The organism is Microvirga sp. 2MCAF38, assembly GCF_052115485.1.
In the GTDB taxonomy this organism is placed as follows: Bacteria; Pseudomonadota; Alphaproteobacteria; order Rhizobiales; family Beijerinckiaceae; genus Microvirga.
Genome location: NZ_JBFRGU010000001.1, coordinates 648,924 through 668,143, shown reverse-complemented (window position 1 = coordinate 668,143; position 19,220 = coordinate 648,924). Strand labels below are relative to the sequence as shown.

Genomic DNA, 19,220 nt, shown 5'->3' with positions numbered 1-19,220 from the left:
CTCATTGGATGCCGCTTCGTTCCGAGGAGGAGTGGAGCAGCCCACCGTTCGGCCTGGCGAGAGAACAGAAGACTGGGCATTGGAAGGAGACGAAGAGGGTTGGGGTTTTTCCGTCCGAAAAGCGACGTCGAGCGAATTTTGGTCCGCGACCATGGCTCAGGCTTTTGAGCTTATTGGGTTCTTGTTTCTTCTCGCTGGCCTTGCGGCTGGCGGAGCAGCGGCCTTCCTTGTGCCGGTTCCCGTCGGTTCCCGGTCCGTGGTGTGTCTTTGGATTGCACGGGCCATCATTCTAATGGTGAGGCTCGCGGTCTATTGTTTCCTTGCAGGGTTAAGCCTTCTGCTTGCCTTTTTCGCGGGGTTATCCATGCATCTCTGGCTTCTGTCGCTTCTGCTCGGAAGCTGTGGCCTATGGCTCGTCGTCTGGTGCGCCAAACGATCTAAGCGATTGGCGAAGAGCAGAGCCTCTATTCATGCCGCAGAGCCATAACATGACACGCTTTAAGCCAACCCGCTCTTGAGCGCGACGGTCTGAGACTGGGCTCGGAGCAGGTCGCGCTTAATCCTTATTACGTCCCGACCCTGCCGCCCGCTTGGCGACGATGGCGTTGTCGGCGCGTAAAAGCTCGCCGATCTTCACCGCCGTATCGAAGCTTACGAGCCGGTTGACGCGGACCCACGCCATGTCCGGCGCGCTGGCGCTGGCCTTCATCTCGAAGGCGGGTTTGTGCTGATCGAGGCTTTGCTCGATGTGGTTCGGGATCAAGTCCTCGGCGGCCACGCCGAGTGCGGCCGCCAGACGGTTGAGGCTCAGCGGCGTCGGCAGCGAGCGTCCATTGATGTATGTCGAGACGCTATCGCGCTGCAAGCCCGCCTGGCGGGCGAGCTCGCTCTGGTGCCAGCCCTTCTCCGTCATGAGCTTGTGGAGGCGTTTGCCGAATTCGTGCTTCGTCAGGACCTTCGGCGTGAGTTTCGCAGCCTGCTCTTTCAGGTTCACAGGCTTCGATTTTCGCGCCATCTGAAAACTCCTCGACCGCCCAAGTCCCGGCATCCTCTACCCTCTTGTCGGACCTGAATAAAGTCACACGACAAATATGACCTGTCCTGCGTCTTCGGCCCCTTACCAAAGAGATGTAGCACTACTAGTCCCCACCGACAGACAGGAAAAAAGGTGGTCGCTGCGCCTAAAAAGGCCTAACCACAAAGCTCCTGTTGCAATGTGCCGCTTCGCACATCATGACGATTCGTCACCGTTACAAGACATAGATCGAGAATTGTGCCCTCTTCATGGCCATGGGGCCGAGCCCCTCCACGGGTGTTTTGTCAGTCATTTTGTTGTTAATAATCGACGATCCGACAGTCGGGGGCAACCCACCGGAAGAGGTAGATGCCGCGATCTCTGCTCTCGATGATTTCTGCGGTCATCTTGGGCTCAAGACTTGCTCATATCCTTTGAAATATGAGGGCTTGAACCGGTCAGATCTTCGAAGGCGATAAGTAGCGCCCGAAAACGATAGTCGTTTCACCATAATCGCGGCGCTCGATTTCCTCGAAACCCTCCGGCAGTGCGAAGACGGCGCCCCGCGCCTCCTCGACCACAACGAGTGCATCCGGTGTTAGCCAGCCGCCTTCGGCGCAGGACTTCAGGGCCTTCGGTGCAAGGTCCTTGCCGTAAGGTGGATCGCAGAAAACGAGGGAGAAGGGGGCGTTGGGTGCGGCCTCTCCCATGCGCGTCGCATCCCGGCGGAACAGGCGGGTCGCGCCCCCGGCTCCCACCGCCTCCACATTCTCGCGGATCAGGCCGCGCGCTTCCGCACCGTCATCGACGAGAAGAGCGAACGATGCACCGCGCGATAGGGCTTCCAGGCCCATCGCGCCGGTGCCGGCGAACAGATCCATGACGCGCGCGCCAGTGATGGGGTCATCGTAGCCGTGCTGCAGGATGTTGAAGAGTGCCTCGCGCAGGCGGTCCGATGTCGGACGAATGGCGTCCGACGTCGGGCCTGCGAGCGAGCGGCCGCGCCAACGGCCACCGACGATCCTCACGCTTCAATCCTCACGGACGACGGCCTCGGGGGCCGCCTTTGGAGCCGCCCTTCGGGCCACCCTTGAAACCGCCTCCGGCTCCGCCGCGAGGGCCACCTTTGAAGCCGCCACCTGAGGGCCGGTCGCCGCCGCGAGGAGGGCCGCGACGCGGACGCTCATCATCGCTACGGCCACGGGATGACTTATCGCCATCACGGCTGCGGAAAGGACGATCCCCCTCGGCGCGGAGTTTACGCGGACGGTCTTCGCCGCCGGCGCGGAAGGGGCGCTCGCCAGCGGGACGGCGCGGACGCTCGTCATCCCCACGGCTGCGGAAAGGGCGATCCCCTTCAGCATGAGGCTTACGCGGACGCTCCTCGTCACCGCGCGCACGGAAGGGGCGCTCGCCAGCGGGACGGCGCGAACGCTCGTCATCCCCACGGCTGCGGAAAGGGCGATCCCCTTCAGCACGGGGTTTACGCGGACGCTCCTCGTTACCCCGTGAACGGAACGGACGGTCACCAGCGGGACGACGAGGCCGATCTTCTCCGCTGGGGGAGGGGCGGCCGGAACGACGCTCTGAGCGTGCGGGAGCCTCATCCTTCGGCTGGCTCACCAGCCTCTCCACCATGACCTTGCGGCCCTCGGACTCGATCGCCCCGACGCGTTCGCGTTTGCGCTCGGCGGTTGCTGCACGAGCTTCCTTCGGATCGGCACCGCGGCGCGGCAGCTTTTTGCGGGGCGCTTCCTCTTCGCCCGCACGCCAAATGCTCGTCTTGGCTTCGAGGCGGGAGGGATATTTGCGCTCCGTCTCGGCACTTCGCTCGTCGCGGTCACCGCCACGACGGAAGGAGCGCTCGTTGTCTTCGCGACGGCGCGGACGATCCTCGCCGCGATCCCGCTCGAAACGACCGGGGCGGCCTTCACGTTCTGCCCGTTCGGCCTTCTTCGGCGCACCGAAGGGAGCGATGGGCTCGCGCACCGGGCTTTCGAAATCGACACCTGCTTCGGCGGCCAGCGCTTCGCCAAGTTGATCTCTCAGCACCTTCGTGCGGACTTCCTCGACGAGGCCGTCTTCCAGATCGCCGAGTTGGAAGGGACCGAAGGAAAGGCGGATCAGGCGGTTCACCTGCAGGCCGAGATGCTCGAGAATCCGCTTCACTTCGCGGTTCTTGCCCTCGCGCAGGCCGAGCGTGATCCAGGCGTTATCGCCCTGGATGCGATCAAGGCGCGCCTCGACCGGGCCATATTCCATGTCGTCGACGGTGACGCCGTTGCGCAGCTTGTCGAGATCGGCCTGGGTCACGTCACCATGGGCGCGTACCTTGTAGCGGCGCAGCCAGCCCGTGTCGGGATGGGCGATCACGCGGGCGAGGCCGCCGTCATTGGTGAGAAGAAGAAGCCCTTCGGTGTTGATGTCGAGCCGTCCGATCGCGACCACGCGGGGCATGTCCTCGGGCAGGCTGTCGAACACGGTCGGGCGGCCTTCCGGATCGCGGGCCGTGGTCACCAGGCCGCGCGGCTTGTGGAACATCCACAGGCGCGTGCGCTCCTTCATCGGCAGCGGCTCGCCATCGACGGTGATGCTGTCGGCGACGGTCACGTTGATGGCGGGCGAGGCAAGAACCTCGCCGTTCAGGGTCACGCGACCTTCAGCAATCATCGCCTCCACATCCCGGCGCGAGGCAATGCCGGCGCGGGCGATGACCTTGGCGATCCGTTCCTCGGTAGGCTCCTGTGGCGTTTCGGCTACAACCTCGGGGCGCGCTTCCCGCGAACGGTGCGGACGATCCTCGTGCGAGCGGTCGAAGCGACGCGGGCGGTCCTCGCCACTCCGGCCCTTGAAGGGACGGTCACCGTCTTCACGACGGGGGCGAAACGGCTTGTCGCCCTCTTCCCGGCGTGGACGGAAGGGGCGGTCGCCTCCCTCGCCACGCGGACGGAATGGCTTGCCGCCATCTTCGCGCTTCGGGCGGAACGGACGATCCCCGTCCTCGCGTTTCGCACGAAACGGCCTATCACCATCCTCGCGGGGGCGGCGAGGCCGCTCGTCGTTGTCGCGGCTGCGAAAAGGCTTATCACCACTCTGGCGCGGGCGGTCGTCGCCGCCGCGCGCGCGGAACGGCTTGTCGCCTCCTTCGCGGGGCTTGCGGAAGGGTTTATCGCCGGAAGTGCGGCCGCGGTCGGAGCGTCCCGGAGGACGGCCCTTGCGATTATCGTCGTTGCTGTCGGTCATGCAGGCCTGATAGCAGAGGAAAGCAAGAGAAGCGAGGCCCATGCACAACGCCGGTCCCACCAAGTTCGATCCAATGGCGGTCGCCTTCGATCAGGCCCGCGCTGCCGCAGCCCGAGGCGAGGTGCCGGTTGGAGCTGCCATCGTGAAGGATGGCCGTCTGATCGCCGCCGACGGAAACCGTCCGCGTGAACTCAACGACCCTTCGGCGCATGCGGAAATGCTCGCCATCCGCCGCGCCTGCGAGGCGCTCGACGACGAGCGGCTGACCGGCTGCGATCTCTATGTGACGCTGGAGCCCTGCACCATGTGTGCAGCGGCGATCTCGTTCGCCCGCATCCGCCGGGTCTATTTCGCGGCTTACGACCCGAAAGGCGGCGGCGTGGAAAACGGTGTGCGCTTCTTCCAGCAGTCCACGTGCCACCATGCACCGGAGGTTTATGGGGGGATCAGGGAAGGCGAGGCCGCCGATCTCCTGCGGGCGTTCTTCGAGGAGCGCCGCTAGAGCATATCAGAACAAGTGGAAACCGGTTGTTCGCTCGGATCATGCGAGTCCAAAAGGCCAGAGCTTGATCATGTCTCTTTGAAACATGATCAAGCTCTCATTCTTCGATGCCGCATGATCGGGGCGAACAACCGGTTTCCACCTGTTCCGATTACACTCCGATCCGCTTCGTCCTCACATCACGAAGAAGTCTTTGTGGGTGACCTTCAGCTTGGTGTTGAGGGTGGCGAACTGGATCGCCTGTTTCGTGCCGATGCCATCCTCGTCGTAGTACAGCTTGCCGTTCGTCTTGTTGTAGATGATCCGGTCGGATGCATCATGCGCCTTGGTGCCGGTGTAGAAGGCGTCCTTCTTCAGCGTGCCGCTCTTCAGTTTCTTGAAGACGGTTTTACTCAGCGAGAGCGTGTCGTCCACCGGCTTGAAATCGACGATCTTGTCGATGTTCGTATTCTTCTTCTTGGCGATCGGAGCGTTAAACAGGAAGAAGTCTTGCCCGTTGCCGCCTTTGAGGTAATCCTTTCCAAGGCCTCCGGCGAGGCTGTCGTTGCCCTCTCCACCCAGAAGCGTGTCGTTGCCGACTCCGCCCGTGAGCCAGTCGTTGCCTCCGGCTCCGTCAAGGTAATCGTTGCCGTCGAGCCCGTCGAAGAAATCGTTCTGATCGCCGCCCACATGGGTGTCGTTTCCGCCGGTCGGGGTCCAGACAGGAATCGTCGGAGTGGTCGGATCTGTCGGGTTGTAGGGCACGGTGCCCGCGACGCCGAAGATTTCCGTTTTGATGTTCAGGCCCTGATCGTCGTTATGGTTCCAGGTGACCACGAATGTCCCATTGGGAAGAGGGATGATCTCCGGGCTATGTTGGTTACCTGCTGTCGAAGAACCGACAGAGACAGTGTCCTGAATGATGGCTCCGTTCGCCCCGCAGGCTGCGATGTAAACGTCGTCGTCTTGTTCGTTGATCTTCACTTCAACCGCAAGGGCGAAGCCGCCGCCCGCGAGAGGCGTGATCTCTGGGTTTCCGGACACTGTGCCGGCAGGCCTGGAGAACTGTATCGGGGCGCCGGATGCGGTCGCCTGTCCGTTTGCATTATTAATGTCGAAGACTTGGGCGTTGAACACCGATAGGCTGTTAACCACGTCAGCCCACACGGCGACGAACTTGCCGTTTCCGAGGGTAGCGATGCCGGGATGGACTTCCGATGTCAGATTGGTCGTGCCAAGTGACCATACAGGGCGGTTTCCGTCTTCTGTTATATTAGCCACCTGACCGCCGATGGCTCCGTCAACCGCCCAGACGATAACTTCATTTCCATTGGGGAGGGACGCCGTGGCTGCACGCTCGTCATTTGGAAAATCATGAACATAAGATGGATCAGGGGTCCAGGAATTGCTGGAAGGGGCGACGATCTCTTTGAAGAGATAGCCGGTTTCTTCGAACGTCCCTTTGTACAAAACGGCAAACTTGCCTTCCGTGGACGCGCGAACATCCACTAACTCCAGCCCGCTAACACTGCTGTGGCTCACGGTGAAGATGCTTCCGACCGGATTGTAACTCCCGTTCAGAATCTGCGCCTCCAAGACCGCAGGCTGGTTGTCGGGTGGCGATTTATACCAGGTTATCACCGCCCGCCCGTCGGACAGGGCCGCAGCTTGTACCGGCCCGATGCTGGTATAGACCGCCTTCGTGAGCAGGGTTGCCGGGCGTAGAACCGTTCCGTCAGGCTTGAAGACAGCCGTGTAGACATAGCCGTCTCCTTGGGCGTCGAAGGTCGTCCACGCGACAAGAAAATTCCCGTCCGCAAAGGTGGTGATGTCACTGCTCGATCCGAAGGTGGACAAATTGATAAAATGGGGCAGGGTAGGCATGGCGACCTCTATAACGTTACGACATTACATTCGCCAATTTTACGGCAATATTCAAGTGCTGCGCCGCACAGGAGCCGTAACTGTCACCAATTTGCATGATCCCGGCGAACAACCGGGTTCCGCTTGTTCTGATCACGCTTTAAGCCGCCAAAAACTCCTGCAAGGCCGCGAGCGTCGCACCCGGATTCTCCTCCGCCACGAAATGGCCTGAGGAGATACCGACACCCGTAATCTTCGGGGAGAAGCTGTGCCGCCAGATGTCGAGCGGATGCTGCTCATGGCCGACGGGGCCGCTGACCAGGTAGAAGTCGCTCCAGATCAACTGCACCGGACACTGGATCGTTTTCTTTGCTGCCAGATCCGCCTCGTCCGCCTCGATGTCGCGGGTCGCTCCGGCCCGGTAATCCTCGCAGAAGGCGTGAATGCGGGAAGGCTCGTTGCAGCTGTACCGATAAGATGTGAGCGCGCGAGGATCGAAGGCGCTGAGATCACCCGGCGCCGACCAGCTTTTCAGAAGCCCCTCGAAATAGGGCAGGGGATCGCGACCGATTTCCTGCTCGGGTTTCGGATAGGGCTCCGACAGAAATCCCCAATGGGCCGCCGGAATCTTTCCGGCTTTCATCTGCGCCCACATGTGGAAAGTGGGCAGAATGTCGAGAAGCGAAAGGCGTTCCACGCGGCCGGGGTGATCGAGCGCTAACCTGTACGCCACCCGTGCTCCGCGATCGTGCCCCACCATTGCGAAGCGAACGTGGCCGAGCGCTTCCATGACGGAGATGACATCGCGTCCCATGGCGCGCTTTGAATAGGTCACGTGCTCCGTGTCGCCCTTGGGTGCGGATGACCAGCCATAGCCGCGCAGATCCATGCACACGACGCTATGCGTCTCGGCGAGCGCGGGCGCGAGATGATGCCACATCACATGCGTTTCAGGGAAACCGTGCAGCAGCACGAGCGGCGGGCCATTGCCTTTCGAGCGCGCGAAGATGCGACCGATCTCGGTGTTAATCCAATGGGACTCGAAGCCGGGGAAGAGATCGTCGGTCATCTGGTATCAGCCTGATGAGGGTCACCTTCCATCATCTAGAGCATTATCAGAACAAGCGGATCATGCGGAATCTTTTGATCACGTTTCAATCTGAAACGATCAAACTCTAGGGGCGAGGGAGCGTCCGTCAGCCCCGCTCCCGTTCTCCGTGGCGCTGTCGCGGATCCCAGCAGAACTTTGAAAATAGGGAAAATTTAGGATTCCGGAACTAGATAACATTTTACAGTGCGTCAAATACTTCTGATCGGAAATTGATCGGAAAGCCTCATGCCGACGTTAGGTCTCTCTTTTAGCCGTCCGACCAGCTCGGACATCGTCACACGGGTCTCCATCGCGGCCAACGGGGCGCCCAGCGGCGACAGTTACGGCTCTCAGATCAGCGCCGACGGGCGTTATGCCCTGTTCGAAAGCGAAGCGGCCGATCTGGTTGCCGACGATACCAACGACACGGGAGACATTTTCCGCAAGGATCTGTTGACCGGGGCGACCATCCGTGTCTCCACCGCCGCCGACGGGACGCAAGCCAGAGGCTATAGCTATGGTGCCCAGATCAGCGTCGATGGACGCTATGCCCTATTCACGAGCTTCGCAAACAATCTCGTCGCCGGCGACACCAACGGCGTCGCTGACATTTTTCGCAAGGACCTTGTGACCGGGGCGATCATCCGTGTCTCCATCGCTGCCGACGGGACGCAAGCCAACAATTCCGTTCGTGATGCCCAGATAACCGCCGACGGGCGCTATGTTCTGTTCAGGAGTTCGGCCAACAATCTCGTCGCCGGCGACACTAACGGCGTCGCTGACATTTTCCGCAAGGACCTTGTGACCGGGGCGATCATCCGTGTCTCCACCGCCGCTGACGGGACGCAAGCCAGCGGCCACAGTTACAACCCTCAAATCAGTACCGACGGGCGCTATGCCCTTTTCGAAAGCGGCGCGGCCAATCTGGTGACCGACGACACCAACGGCGTGTCTGACGTTTTCCACAAGGATCTTGTGACCGGGGCGATCGTCCGGGTTTCCACCGCCGCCGGCGGGGCGCAAGCCAGCGGCGACAGTTACAACCCTCAGATCAGTGCCGACGGGCGCTATGCCCTTTTCGAAAGCGACGCGGCCAATCTGGTGACTGACGACACCAACGGCGTCCCTGACCTGTTCCGCAAGGATCTTCTGACCGGGGAGATCATCCGTGTCTCTACCGCCGCCGACGGGGCGCAAGCCAACGGCGGGAGTTACAACCTTCAGATTAGTACCGACGGGCGCTATGTCCTTTTCGAAAGCGACGCGACCAATCTGGTGACCGGCGACACCAACGGCGAGAGAGACATTTTCCGCAAGGACCTTGTGACCGGGGCTGTGATCCGCATATCTGCCGCCGCCGACGGGTCGCAAATCAATGGTGGCAGTTCCAGCCCTCAGATCAGCGCCGACGGGCGCTATATCCTGTTCGAAAGCGTCGCTGACAACCTCGTTGCCGGCGACACCAACGGCTTCTATGACGTTTTCCGTGTAGATACCTTGCTTCGGGATCACGCGGCTGCGGTCGCCGAAAATCGCTTTGTTGAGCTGGCCGTCAGCGTCCGCGCGGCCGCCTCCTTCAGCATCGCCTGGGGCGATGGGACCATCAACACCGTGACGCCCACGGGTGGCAACGCTGCCTTTTCCCATGTCTATGCCACGACGGGGCCCAAGGCCGCCACTGTAACGGTCAAAGAGGGCGCGCAGACCTGGGTCGTACCCTACCGGGTCGATCTCACGTCGGGCCAGATGAATCGCGAGACGACGCTCTCAGACACGCTCACTGGCGATTCCGGCAAGGATGCGCTCACCGGTGACGCGTTCGCCAATGTCCTTAAAGGCGCTGCGGGCAACGACACGCTCAAGGGATTTGCTGGCGACGATCAGCTTTGGGGCGGCCTCGGCAATGACGTGCTGACTGGCGACATGGGTAAGGACATCTTCGTGTTCGACACCAAGCCGAACAGGAAGACCAACTTCGACAAGATGACCGACTACGTGGTGAAGGACGACAGCATCTATCTCGATAACGCCGTCTTCAAGAGTCTCGGCAAAGGTACGATCCTGAAGACCGGCAAGCTCAAGAAGGCATTCTTCACCGTGGGCGAGACGGCCAATGACCCGAACGATTACCTGACCTACAACAAGAAGACCGGTGTGCTGTCCTATGACGCCGATGGCTCGGGTGCAGGCAAGGCGATCGCGATCGCCGTGTTGCCGAAGAATTTGAAGATGACCGCTGCTGAGTTCATGATCATCTGACGCGGCCAAGCGAGGCCGGGGCTAGCTCCACTCGCGCGACGCTTCACGCCAGCCGATATCGCTGCGGCAGAAGCCTTCCGGCCAATCGATCTTGGAGACCGCCTCATAAGCGCGGGACTGTGCCTCCGCGATGGTGTGGCCGAGCGCCGTGACGTTCAGCACACGTCCGCCATTCGCGAGAATGCGCGTGCCATCCTGCTTCGTGCCCGCATGGAAAACGATCACGTTCTCCAGTGCCTCGGCCTGGTCGATGTCGCGAATTTCCGAACCCTTTTCGAACGCGCCGGGATAGCCCTTCGCGGCCATCACGATCGTCAGGGCCGCCTCCTCCGACCAGCGCAGAGAAATCGTATTCAGTACGCCGTCGCAGGCGGCCAGAAGGGCCGTGACGAGATCCGATTTGAGGCGTGGCAGGAGCACCTGTGTTTCCGGGTCGCCGAAGCGCGCGTTGTATTCGATCAGTTGCGGGCCATCCTTCGTCAGCATGAGGCCTGCATAGAGAATGCCCGTATAGGGCATGCCACGCGCTTCCATTCCTTTGAGTGTGGGCGCGATGATCTCGCGCATCACGCGCTCCTGGAGATCCGCCGTCAGAATAGGCGCGGGCGAATAGGCTCCCATGCCGCCGGTATTCGGCCCCTTGTCGCCATCGAAGGCGCGCTTATGATCCTGAGCCGTGCCGAAAGGGATGGCCGTCGCGCCATCGCAGAGCGCGAAGAAGCTGGCCTCTTCACCTTCAAGAAACGCTTCGATCACCACCTCCGCGCCCGCTTCACCCAAACCGCCCCCGAACATCATGTCGATGGCGGCCTCGGCCTCTTCCAGCGACATGGCGACGACGACACCCTTGCCTGCGGCCAGACCGTCCGCCTTCACCACGATGGGTGCACCGGTGTCGCGGATATAGGCTTTCGCGTTGAGCGGATCCGTGAAGCGGCGATAAGCAGCTGTGGGAATACCGAACTCTGCGCACAGGTCCTTCGTGAAAGCCTTCGAGCCTTCAAGCTGAGCCGCAAACCTGCTCGGCCCGAAGGCTTTGAAGCCGGCGGCTTTGAGGTCGTCGACGAGACCGGCGACCAGGGGAGCCTCGGGTCCGACCATCACGAGATCGACGGCATTGGCGCCGCAGAAGGCGATGATGGCGGCATGATCGGTCACATCGAGCGCGACGTTCTCCCCATGCTGGGCGGTGCCGGGATTGCCGGGGGCGATGAAGAGTTTGTCGCAGAGTGGGCTCGCCGACAGGCTCCAGGCCAGGGCATGCTCGCGGCCGCCGGAGCCGATGAGAAGAATGTTCATGCACGCGCTCTCCTTGTGGCTTGGCTCATATAGCCACCAGCCGCCTTCGCCTACCCCGGAGATGAGCGAAAGGCTCCTTTTCTGGAGGGCGGCGATGGTGCGAGAGACCGGCCCCCTCAAACCGGGCAGGCACGTACGGAGCATGTCAGATGAAGAACTCCTTATTATTCGCGCATTCCCAGCCTTGGCAGACTCCGTTGCCAGGGAGTAGGGTCCGCGAATGTCCGACAATGTCCCCTCGAATGCCCCGGAATGGTCCGTTTCCGATCTCGCTGGCGCCCTCAAGCGCACGCTTGAGGATTCATTCGGCCATGTGCGCCTGCGTGGCGAAGTTTCGGGCTATCGTGGACCGCATTCCTCCGGGCACGTGTATTTTTCCCTGAAAGATCAGAACGCCCGTATCGATGCGGTGATCTGGAAGGGCTCTTTTTCGCGGCTCAAGTTCAAGCCTCAGGAGGGGCTGGAAGTGATCGCCACCGGGCGGATCACGACCTTCCCGGGCAAGTCGTCCTATCAGATCGTCATCGACTCGCTGGAGCCCGCTGGCGTCGGCGCGCTCATGGCGCTGCTCGAAGAGCGCCGCCGCACGTTGATGGCGGAAGGGTTGTTCGAGACCGCGCGGAAACGGGCGTTGCCTTATCTGCCGCGCGTGATCGGCGTCGTGACGTCACCGACCGGCGCGGTCATTCGTGACATCCTGCACAGGCTCGAAGATCGCTTCCCGCGTCGTGTTCTGGTCTGGCCGGTGCGCGTGCAGGGAGAGACATCGGCAGCAGAAGTGGCCGCGGCCATTCGCGGTTTCAACGCGCTGGAAAGAGGCGGTCCGATTCCGCGCCCGGACGTGCTCATCGTCGCACGCGGTGGCGGTTCCATCGAAGACCTTTGGGGGTTCAACGAGGAAATCGTAGTGCGCGCCGCTGCCGAGAGCGATATCCCGCTCGTCGCGGCCGTGGGACATGAAACCGACTGGACGCTGATCGACCATGCCGCCGACGTGCGCGCGCCGACGCCGACGGGGGCTGCCGAAATGGTGGTGCCGGTTCGCGCCGAACTCATCTCCATCGTTCTCGATCTGGCGCGCCGGCACGAGGAAGCGGCTTCACGGCTTGTCGAACGTCGGCGCTCGGAGCTGCGCTCTACCGCCCGCGCGCTGCCGACGCCGGATGCTTTGTTTGCGCCGAAGCGGCAGAAGCTCGATCTTGCCTCCGCGAAGCTCGGCCCGGCGCTGTCGCGCAATGCCCGCAGACACGAGACGCAGTTGATCGATCTCGCGCGTCAGCTCGCACGGTTCTCGCCGGCGGCACGCATTGCAAGCCTGCGCGCGCGTTTCAATGCCGTCGGCGAACGGCCGCAGCTTGCGATGAAGCGCGTCCTGGAGAGTCAGGATACGAAGCTGAAAAACATCACGCAACGCCTCTCCATCGCGCGCGCTGCTCTGCTTCGCACTGAGGTCACGCGCATTGGGCAAAGACGGGACCTTGTGCATCGCGTGACCGAACGTCTCGATCCCGCTTTTGCCGGGCAGATCGCGCGTAAGCGCGCACGCCTCGAAGCGCAGGTGCAGCTCTTCGATAGTTTGAACTACAAATCCGTCCTCGCGCGAGGCTTTGCCATCGTACGCGATGCGGATGGACGGCCGCTGCACGATGTCGCTGCGATTACCGACGGCAGAGCATTGCTGCTCGAATTCGCAGACGGCACCGCGGAGGCGACCGGCGGGCGTGGCCAGGTGAAGCCGAAACCGGGCAAGCCGAAGACACCGCCGACTGAACAAGGCGCGCTTTTTTAAAGATCGAGCGGTGAGACGAGATTTTTGTCCGAGATCTTGGTCTAAGGCCCCAAGTTCCTATATGATCGTGACCATGTTGAACCGATTTGACAGCAATAACGGCGAAGCCGTCGTGCAATATCTCGATGCCGATTTTCGCGTCGTGAGACCGGGGTCTTTCGTCCGCTGCGCCGTAACGGGGCGTGAAATTCCGCTCGATGAATTGAAATACTGGAGCGTCGAGCACCAGGAGGCCTACGCCTCGCCGGAGGCCGTGTGCGAGCGTCTGGGTCGCACACCTCGCCAGCGTACGCTTTGATTTAAGCGCTCTCGCTCCGCCGCTTTGCGATCCTCGCCAGAACGAGGTTACGGAACGCGGCTTCGTCTTCAAAGTGCAATGCGATTGGCAAGGTGCGAATAACTTGCGCGATGGTCTTATCGGATAGACCCTCGATCCGCACCAAATCCTTTTCCGTTGTGACGAGTTGAAGGCCGCTTCGCCGTGCCTCGTCCACGAGTGTGCGAAGTTCTTGCGCATTGTAGGGATGATGATCTGGAAAAGAGCGCGTCTGTTCGACCGATGCGCCGCTGGCGCGCAATGTCTCGAAGAATTTTTCCGGTCGCCCGATCCCGGCGAAAGCAAGCACCTTCCGATTCTGCAAATGTGATGTGACCTCCGGATCGGGAGCGATATGAGCACGAAACACGCTCTTGCCGTGGCGCGCGGCTTCGGAAGCCACGCTCTCTCCGGCTTCGCCCTCACCGATAATCAGAACCGCATCCACGATAGGCCATTGCGCGTCGAGTGATGCACGCAAGGGACCGGCAGGGAGACAAAAGCCGTTGCCGATGCCTGTCGTCCCATCGACGACGGCGATGGCCAGATCCTTCCTGAGTGAAGGATTTTGCAAACCATCATCCATCACAACGATGCTTGCGCCGATTTCATGGGCCAGGTGCGCTCCGGCGGGACGCGCTCGCGCAACGACAGCAGGCGCCGCCCGCGACAAAAGCAGCGGCTCGTCGCCAACATCGGCGGCGGAATGCATGCTCGACACCTGAACGGGCCCAGCCAGCTCACCACCATAACCGCGTGAAAGAAAGGCGGGTTTCTCACCCGCTTCCGAAAGAAGTCGCGCGATGGCGAAGGCTGTCGGCGTTTTTCCCGCGCCCCCCGCCGTGAAGTTGCCGATGCAGATAACGGGAAGCCCGGCGCGTTCACTTGCTTGCGCCATCCGGCGCGCAGCGACGGCACTGTAGATCGCGGCGAGCGGACGCAGCAGATGAGCGAGGAATGTCGGCTTCGTCCGCCACCAGAAGGTGGGCGCGCGCATCAGCGTCGCGCTCCGATCTTGGCTTGCACGATGAAGGGTTCGATCGACTGCATCGTGCGGTCGACCGCGCCGCCCATGGTCTGCACGGCCTCAGATGCGGCGCGCGCCATCTGGCGCGTCAGGGCGGTGTTGCTGAGAAGCTGGCTGAGCGCGCGCGCGAGTGTCGAACTGTCCTTGATGAGAAGCGCTCCGCGCGCGGCATCGAGCGCTGCGTAGACATCGGCGAAATTATGCACGTGTTGTCCGTGCAGGATGGCAGCGCCGAGCTTGGCCGGTTCGATAGGGTTCTGGCCGCCGTGCTCGATCAGCGAGCCGCCCATAAGAACGACAGGCGACAAGCGGTAGAAGAGGCCCATCTCACCGACCGTGTCGGCCACGTAAACGTCCGTTGCGCGGTCGGGATGAATGCCGGCGGAGCGTCGGGCGGCGCGAAGTCCGGCGCGCTCCGCGATGGCGGCGACATCCGCGCCGCGTTGCGGATGGCGTGGTGCGATGATGGTAAGGAGATGCGGGTGGCGTTGCGCGAGTGCGCGATGAACCGCGACGATGGCGGATTCCTCGCCCGGATGTGTGCTCGCGGCAAACCACACCGGACGGCCCGCGATAAGCCCGGACAGATGCGCCACGAGGCGTGGATCGGCGGGAGGCGGGGGCGCGTCGAATTTCAGGTTGCCCGCCATCACCACGCGCGGAGCGCCAAGCCGCGCCAACCGCTCGGCATCAGCAGGGGTCTGCGCGAGACAAAGCGCGAAACGCTCGAGCAGCGATCTGATGATGCTCGGCAGTTTTTGCCAGCGCTGAAACGAGCGGTCGGAAACACGGCCGTTCACGAGGATGAGCGGCACTTCGCGACGTTGAAGCTCCACGACCATGTTGGGCCAGATCTCGGATTCCGCGACGAGTGCGAGATCCGGTTTCCAGTGATCGAGAAAGCGTCGATTGTAGCGCGGCACGTCGAGCGGTACGAACTGATGAAATGCACCGGGCGGCAAACGGCGCGCGATGAGACTGGCAGAAGTCCTCGTGCCGGAGGTGACAAGCACCGAAAGGCCGCGCTTCGTGAGGCGCTCGATGACGGGGATGAGGGACAGGGTTTCGCCGATGCTGGCACCGTGAACCCAGGCGAGATGTCCCTTCGGCCGCACGCGGCCAGGGTGGCCTTGGCGCTCGCCCAGGCGGCTGCGTTCTTCCAGGCCTTTGCGCTGACGCCAATAGAGCAGGCCGAGAACAGCTGGTTCCAATGCCGCCGTCAGAGCGCCATAAGTCTTGAGAAGAACGGGAAGTCTCATCGCGTCGCGCCTCCGGCGGTCGCGCGGTTTCCTGTGCCGTTCGCGACGTTGGATCGAACCGTGTTCGCTCCTGGGTCGCGGGATCCGATAAGGGCGTAGGCCCGCTCGTGGACTGTGTCGAGTGCGCGCTCGACCTGCTGGCGCATGGTTTCCAAATGTTCGGCATCCGCTTCGCGCGGCACGGAGATCGGATCGCCCAGCACCATCGCGCCGCGCCCGAAGGGTAGGCCGATGCTGGCACTGTCCCAGCTCTTGAAATCGATCCGCCTGCTGGTCACTACGGCAACAGGCACGATGGGCCGGCCGGACAATTGCGCCAGGGTCACGATGCCGGTTCCGCAGATCCGCGAAATCTTCGGAATGTCGGCGGTCATCACCACCATTTCGCCGTCGGTCAAAGCGCGCAAAAGGCCTCGCAAGGCTCTCGCGCCGCCTTTCTTGCGGATGTCGCGACCACGGGCGCCGGAGCCTCGGATGGCGCGAACGCCGAGATGGCGGAGCGCGACGGCGTTGAACTCGCCATCCCCGGAGCGGGAGACGAGGCTCGCCGCTCGGTCCTGCGGGCGCTTGGCGTAATGGATCATGAAATGCTGGCCATGCCACATGGCGGCGATGACCGGCATCTGCGGACCGATACGATCATAGGCGTCGGCGGGCTCGATCACGAAACGGTTCGTCCGGCGCACGAGGCCGAGATAGCCTGCTACCAGGAAGCCTAAGGCCTCCTGGACGGGACGTGATCTGACGATGTTTTTGACGAGCCCCATGCGCCCTCAGTTCAGTCCTGCGGGTTCAGCAGGCGGTGCAAGTGCACGACGAAGTAGCGCATATGCGCGTTGTCTACCGTCGATTGCGCCTTGGCCTTCCAGGCGGCATGGGCGGTGGCGTAGTTCGGATAGATGCCGACGATGTCGAGCTTCGAGAGATCCTTGAAATCGATTGAGTCGAGGTCGTTCAACTCGCCGCCGAAGACAAGATGAAGCAATTGCTTGCCGGGCTTATCGGTCATGGGGAAGTGACACTCCTGTTCGAGATGCAAGAAATGCAGCCAAAGCCTTGCCAGAGGTTCAGGTTCTCATGGCCTCAATGAGGCTCGGATGCAACCATGACCCAACGGCAATTAACTCGCCATGGGTCGGATGGGAGCGGTTATAAGTGGGAACGGCGCCGGCCAGATCGGTCAGACGTCCGCCGGCCTCACTCAGGATCAGGTCGGCGGCAGCGATGTCCCAATCGTGAGAATTGGGAGAGGCCAGCCCGACATCGATCACGCCCGAGGCGACCCGGACGATCCTGAGAGCGAGCGACGGAATTTTGGGCAGAAGTTCGGCTGACCCGGTACGACTCGCATAGAGATCCGCCATCGGTTTGGGTCCTGCGACTCTCATGGGTTTGTTGCGAGCCGTGGAGGGAACGTGCAGCCTCTCACCGTTGAGGAAAGCGCCGCCGTTCGCGATGGCCTCATAAAATAAGTCGCCGATAGGGGAATACACCACCCCTAGAATCGGCCTGTTCTCTTCGAGAAGGGCAATGGCGACACACCAATCGGGGCTCCCGGCCGCAAAGGCGCGAGTGCCGTCGATGGGGTCGACGACCCAGACGAAGCGCTGGTCGAGCCGCGACGGGTCGTCTGCCGTTTCCTCGGAAAGCCAACCGGCTTCGTGGAGCGTCAAAAGCTTTTCTTTGAGAAATGTGTCCACTGCGATGTCGGCCTCGGTCACAGGGGACTTGCCCTCCTTGAACCAGAGGCGTGCCGCTGTCTGCTCGCCTTCCCGGAAATGCGGCATGGCGATAGCCCCGGCCTCGCGGGCAGCCTCGCGAACATGGGGCATCAGGGCCAAGGGAAGGGGTGGGGTGGAGGAAGCGAACATCAGCGTGACGAGATTAAAAACCGCGCCGCTCTCGTAGCAGATCGGCGTTCCGGATGCAGGCCTTTAAATTGGGCATCGTGCCTGGCTTCCGCGAGGCCATGCGGCCAAAAAGGCGCTTTCGGATTGGCGAGGGTCTGCTTCACGCGGCTTTAGCCAGCGCGTCGAGCACCAGACCCGCAAACAAGATCAAACCTGCATTTCTATTGGCGCGGAAAAGCCGCAACGCGCCGGCGCCGTCATTCCGGTCCGCCTGCATGACCTGCCATGCCAGGTGGGCGGCAAAGAGAGCGAGTCCGAGAAAACCGACCGGGCCGACGCCCGCAAAGACGAAGGAGAGACCGATCATCAGGACAGCGGACGCATAGCAGATAGCGATGCCGAGATTGACTCTGTCGCCGAAGAAGCGCGCCGAGGATTTGATTCCGGCGATCTCGTCGTCCTCGATATCCTGCAGTGCGTAGATTGTGTCGTAGCCGATGACCCAGGCAATGGCGCCGGCGTAGAGAACCAAGGGCGCCGCGTTGAGACCCCCGAAGGAAGCGGCCCAGCCCATCAACGCGCCCCAGGAAAAGGCAAAGCCGAGCACGATCTGCGGCATCCAGAAAAAGCGCTTCATGAACGGATAGAGCGCGACGACGCCGAGCGAGGCGAAGCCCAGCACAATCGTGAACCCGTTGAATTGAAGCAGGACGGCGAGGCCGATCAGGCATTGCAGGGCGAGGAAGGCGACAGCCGCTTTCGTGCTCACCTGTCCCGATGGGAGAGGACGGTCGCGGGTGCGTTCGACTCGCGCATCGAGATCCCGGTCGACAATGTCGTTATAGGTCGATCCGGCTCCGCGCATGGCGATAGCGCCGATCAGGAAGAGCAGGCACTGATAGAGGTTCGGCAAAGTCTGCCCGCCTGCCACGGCCGCAAGTGCGGCGGACCACCAGCACGGCAGGACCAGAAGCCACCAGCCGATAGGGCGCTCGATCCGGGCGAGACGCAGATAAGGGCGAATATGGGCCGGCGCGATGCGGTCGGCCCAATGTCCGCGAACGGCATCGGGCAGGGACGAGGCGTTTTGCTCCTTCGCCACAGCGATGCTTTAGAGCGCGCCCTGCGGCATCTTGTATTCGCCGGTCAAGCCGCCGCCGCCGAGGAGACCGGGGCCACGTTGTTGACCGGCTTTGGCCTGCTTTTCCATTTCGGCCATCTTAGCGGCCGCCTGGCAGGCCTTGCCGCGCATTTCGACCGCCTGGCCGTGGTCGCGCTTGAAATTCTCGGCGAATTGATCCGGAACCTGGCACCAATCCTTGTTGGCCTCGAGCCACTTGACGCCGGTGTTGCCGTTGGCGACGAGCTTGGTGAAGATCGCGCAGGCGTCGCGCGCATCTATTTGCTTCTTTTTTCCACCGCCGAGTTTGTTGATCTGCTGGATCAGTCCCTGGCGTTCTCCCAGGAATTTCTGCGCATCCCCGCAAGAGTTCGACTGGGCGAGGGCAGGGGCCGCGACGAAGGCGCCAGCGGCGGCAAATGCAGCGGCAAGGAGCGAACGGGCATACGGCATCGGCAAAGTCCTTGAGCAAGGCGCGACACGTCGCGCGCGAGGGCTTCTGTTAGCAGCTTGCACCCCCAAAGGCCAAGCGGTGATTGGCCTCGCGCCCGTCTCGGGCCTCAATTTTTCGTTCAAAAGTGTGACAGAACACCTTCTTATTCATCCCCA

The 19,220-nt window shown here is 62.1% G+C and carries 17 protein-coding genes; 4 read left to right on the top strand and 13 right to left on the bottom strand.

Annotated features, from left to right (window positions below):
• Positions 1–556: 556 nt before the first annotated feature.
• From AB4072_RS03165 to AB4072_RS03155, 3 genes are all read right to left on the bottom strand, one after another.
• Entirely contained in the window at positions 557–1,015 is a 459-nt protein-coding gene (locus AB4072_RS03165) for a helix-turn-helix domain-containing protein (protein ID WP_441965445.1), read from the bottom strand.
• 458 nt (positions 1,016–1,473) lie between these two features.
• Positions 1,474–2,043 carry a 16S rRNA (guanine(966)-N(2))-methyltransferase RsmD gene (gene rsmD / locus AB4072_RS03160; protein ID WP_441965444.1) on the bottom strand — a complete coding sequence of 190 codons (570 nt, stop codon included), beginning with the start codon at positions 2,041–2,043 and terminating at the stop codon, positions 1,474–1,476.
• 10 nt (positions 2,044–2,053) lie between these two features.
• Complete coding sequence (locus AB4072_RS03155) at positions 2,054–4,300, bottom strand: pseudouridine synthase (RefSeq protein WP_441965443.1); 2,247 nt, start codon at positions 4,298–4,300, stop codon at positions 2,054–2,056.
• Between AB4072_RS03155 and AB4072_RS03150 the strand changes: the two genes are divergently transcribed.
• On the top strand, positions 4,299–4,760 hold the full coding sequence (locus AB4072_RS03150; RefSeq protein ID WP_441965442.1) for a nucleoside deaminase: 462 nt from the start codon (positions 4,299–4,301) through the stop codon (positions 4,758–4,760). The genes AB4072_RS03155 and AB4072_RS03150 overlap by 2 nt on opposite strands.
• A 174-nt stretch (positions 4,761–4,934) precedes the next feature.
• On the opposite strand, the gene AB4072_RS03145 is transcribed toward AB4072_RS03150, so the two are convergent.
• A complete protein-coding gene (locus AB4072_RS03145) occupies positions 4,935–6,623 on the bottom strand; it encodes a calcium-binding protein (RefSeq protein WP_441965441.1) in 1,689 nt (562 codons plus the stop codon).
• A gap of 139 nt (positions 6,624–6,762) precedes the next feature.
• Positions 6,763–7,671 (bottom strand): alpha/beta fold hydrolase, encoded by a 909-nt coding sequence (locus AB4072_RS03140; RefSeq protein ID WP_441965440.1) that lies wholly within the window; start codon positions 7,669–7,671, stop codon positions 6,763–6,765.
• Positions 7,672–7,938: 267 nt separating this feature from the next.
• Here AB4072_RS03140 and AB4072_RS03135 point away from each other — a divergent pair, with 267 nt between their 5' ends.
• Positions 7,939–9,951, top strand: a complete 2,013-nt coding sequence (locus AB4072_RS03135; protein ID WP_441965439.1) for a hypothetical protein — start codon at positions 7,939–7,941, stop codon at positions 9,949–9,951.
• Between the two features lie 21 nt (positions 9,952–9,972).
• On the opposite strand, the gene purD is transcribed toward AB4072_RS03135, so the two are convergent.
• The gene (gene purD / locus AB4072_RS03130; RefSeq protein WP_441965438.1) at positions 9,973–11,250 is read right to left on the bottom strand and encodes a phosphoribosylamine--glycine ligase; all 1,278 of its coding nucleotides are present in this window, start codon (positions 11,248–11,250) and stop codon (positions 9,973–9,975) included.
• A 220-nt stretch (positions 11,251–11,470) separates the two neighbouring features.
• On the opposite strand from purD, the gene xseA reads away from it, so the two are divergent.
• Positions 11,471–13,039 (top strand): exodeoxyribonuclease VII large subunit, encoded by a 1,569-nt coding sequence (gene xseA / locus AB4072_RS03125; RefSeq protein ID WP_441965437.1) that lies wholly within the window; start codon positions 11,471–11,473, stop codon positions 13,037–13,039.
• Positions 13,040–13,112: 73 nt separating this feature from the next.
• The gene (locus AB4072_RS03120; protein WP_441965436.1) at positions 13,113–13,337 is read left to right on the top strand and encodes a DUF2093 domain-containing protein; all 225 of its coding nucleotides are present in this window, start codon (positions 13,113–13,115) and stop codon (positions 13,335–13,337) included.
• A gap of 1 nt (position 13,338) precedes the next feature.
• Here the strand turns inward: AB4072_RS03120 and lpxK are convergent, their stop codons facing one another.
• From lpxK to AB4072_RS03085, 7 genes are all read right to left on the bottom strand, one after another.
• Entirely contained in the window at positions 13,339–14,352 is a 1,014-nt protein-coding gene (lpxK, locus tag AB4072_RS03115; protein ID WP_441965435.1) for a tetraacyldisaccharide 4'-kinase, read from the bottom strand.
• Complete coding sequence (locus tag AB4072_RS03110) at positions 14,352–15,641, bottom strand: 3-deoxy-D-manno-octulosonic acid transferase (protein ID WP_441965434.1); 1,290 nt, start codon at positions 15,639–15,641, stop codon at positions 14,352–14,354. The genes lpxK and AB4072_RS03110 overlap by 1 nt, the downstream gene beginning before the upstream one ends.
• A complete protein-coding gene (locus tag AB4072_RS03105; RefSeq protein WP_441965433.1) occupies positions 15,638–16,408 on the bottom strand; it encodes a lysophospholipid acyltransferase family protein in 771 nt (256 codons plus the stop codon). Before AB4072_RS03105 ends, AB4072_RS03110 begins: the two co-directional genes overlap by 4 nt.
• Before the next feature lie 11 nt (positions 16,409–16,419).
• Positions 16,420–16,650 carry a DUF4170 domain-containing protein gene (locus tag AB4072_RS03100; RefSeq protein WP_441965432.1) on the bottom strand — a complete coding sequence of 77 codons (231 nt, stop codon included), beginning with the start codon at positions 16,648–16,650 and terminating at the stop codon, positions 16,420–16,422.
• 58 nt (positions 16,651–16,708) lie between these two features.
• Entirely contained in the window at positions 16,709–17,512 is an 804-nt protein-coding gene (locus AB4072_RS03095) for a 3'(2'),5'-bisphosphate nucleotidase CysQ (protein WP_441965431.1), read from the bottom strand.
• 139 nt (positions 17,513–17,651) lie between these two features.
• Positions 17,652–18,599, bottom strand: a complete 948-nt coding sequence (ubiA, locus tag AB4072_RS03090) for a 4-hydroxybenzoate octaprenyltransferase (RefSeq protein ID WP_441965723.1) — start codon at positions 18,597–18,599, stop codon at positions 17,652–17,654.
• A gap of 3 nt (positions 18,600–18,602) precedes the next feature.
• Complete coding sequence (locus AB4072_RS03085; RefSeq protein WP_441965430.1) at positions 18,603–19,064, bottom strand: hypothetical protein; 462 nt, start codon at positions 19,062–19,064, stop codon at positions 18,603–18,605.
• Positions 19,065–19,220: the final 156 nt, after the last annotated feature.

Coding starts and splice junctions, on each gene's coding strand:
- AB4072_RS03100 (WP_441965432.1), bottom strand. CDS start 16,650: ATGACCGATAAGCCCGGCAAGCAATTGCTTCATCTTGTCTTCGGCGGC.
- purD (WP_441965438.1), bottom strand. CDS start 11,250: ATGAACATTCTTCTCATCGGCTCCGGCGGCCGCGAGCATGCCCTGGCC.
- AB4072_RS03135 (WP_441965439.1), top strand. CDS start 7,939: ATGCCGACGTTAGGTCTCTCTTTTAGCCGTCCGACCAGCTCGGACATC.
- AB4072_RS03140 (WP_441965440.1), bottom strand. CDS start 7,671: ATGACCGACGATCTCTTCCCCGGCTTCGAGTCCCATTGGATTAACACC.
- AB4072_RS03150 (WP_441965442.1), top strand. CDS start 4,299: ATGCACAACGCCGGTCCCACCAAGTTCGATCCAATGGCGGTCGCCTTC.
- xseA (WP_441965437.1), top strand. CDS start 11,471: ATGTCCGACAATGTCCCCTCGAATGCCCCGGAATGGTCCGTTTCCGAT.
- AB4072_RS03145 (WP_441965441.1), bottom strand. CDS start 6,623: ATGCCTACCCTGCCCCATTTTATCAATTTGTCCACCTTCGGATCGAGC.
- AB4072_RS03110 (WP_441965434.1), bottom strand. CDS start 15,641: ATGAGACTTCCCGTTCTTCTCAAGACTTATGGCGCTCTGACGGCGGCA.
- lpxK (WP_441965435.1), bottom strand. CDS start 14,352: ATGCGCGCGCCCACCTTCTGGTGGCGGACGAAGCCGACATTCCTCGCT.
- AB4072_RS03120 (WP_441965436.1), top strand. CDS start 13,113: ATGTTGAACCGATTTGACAGCAATAACGGCGAAGCCGTCGTGCAATAT.
- AB4072_RS03105 (WP_441965433.1), bottom strand. CDS start 16,408: ATGGGGCTCGTCAAAAACATCGTCAGATCACGTCCCGTCCAGGAGGCC.
- AB4072_RS03095 (WP_441965431.1), bottom strand. CDS start 17,512: ATGTTCGCTTCCTCCACCCCACCCCTTCCCTTGGCCCTGATGCCCCAT.
- AB4072_RS03085 (WP_441965430.1), bottom strand. CDS start 19,064: ATGCCGTATGCCCGTTCGCTCCTTGCCGCTGCATTTGCCGCCGCTGGC.
- AB4072_RS03165 (WP_441965445.1), bottom strand. CDS start 1,015: ATGGCGCGAAAATCGAAGCCTGTGAACCTGAAAGAGCAGGCTGCGAAA.
- AB4072_RS03155 (WP_441965443.1), bottom strand. CDS start 4,300: ATGGGCCTCGCTTCTCTTGCTTTCCTCTGCTATCAGGCCTGCATGACC.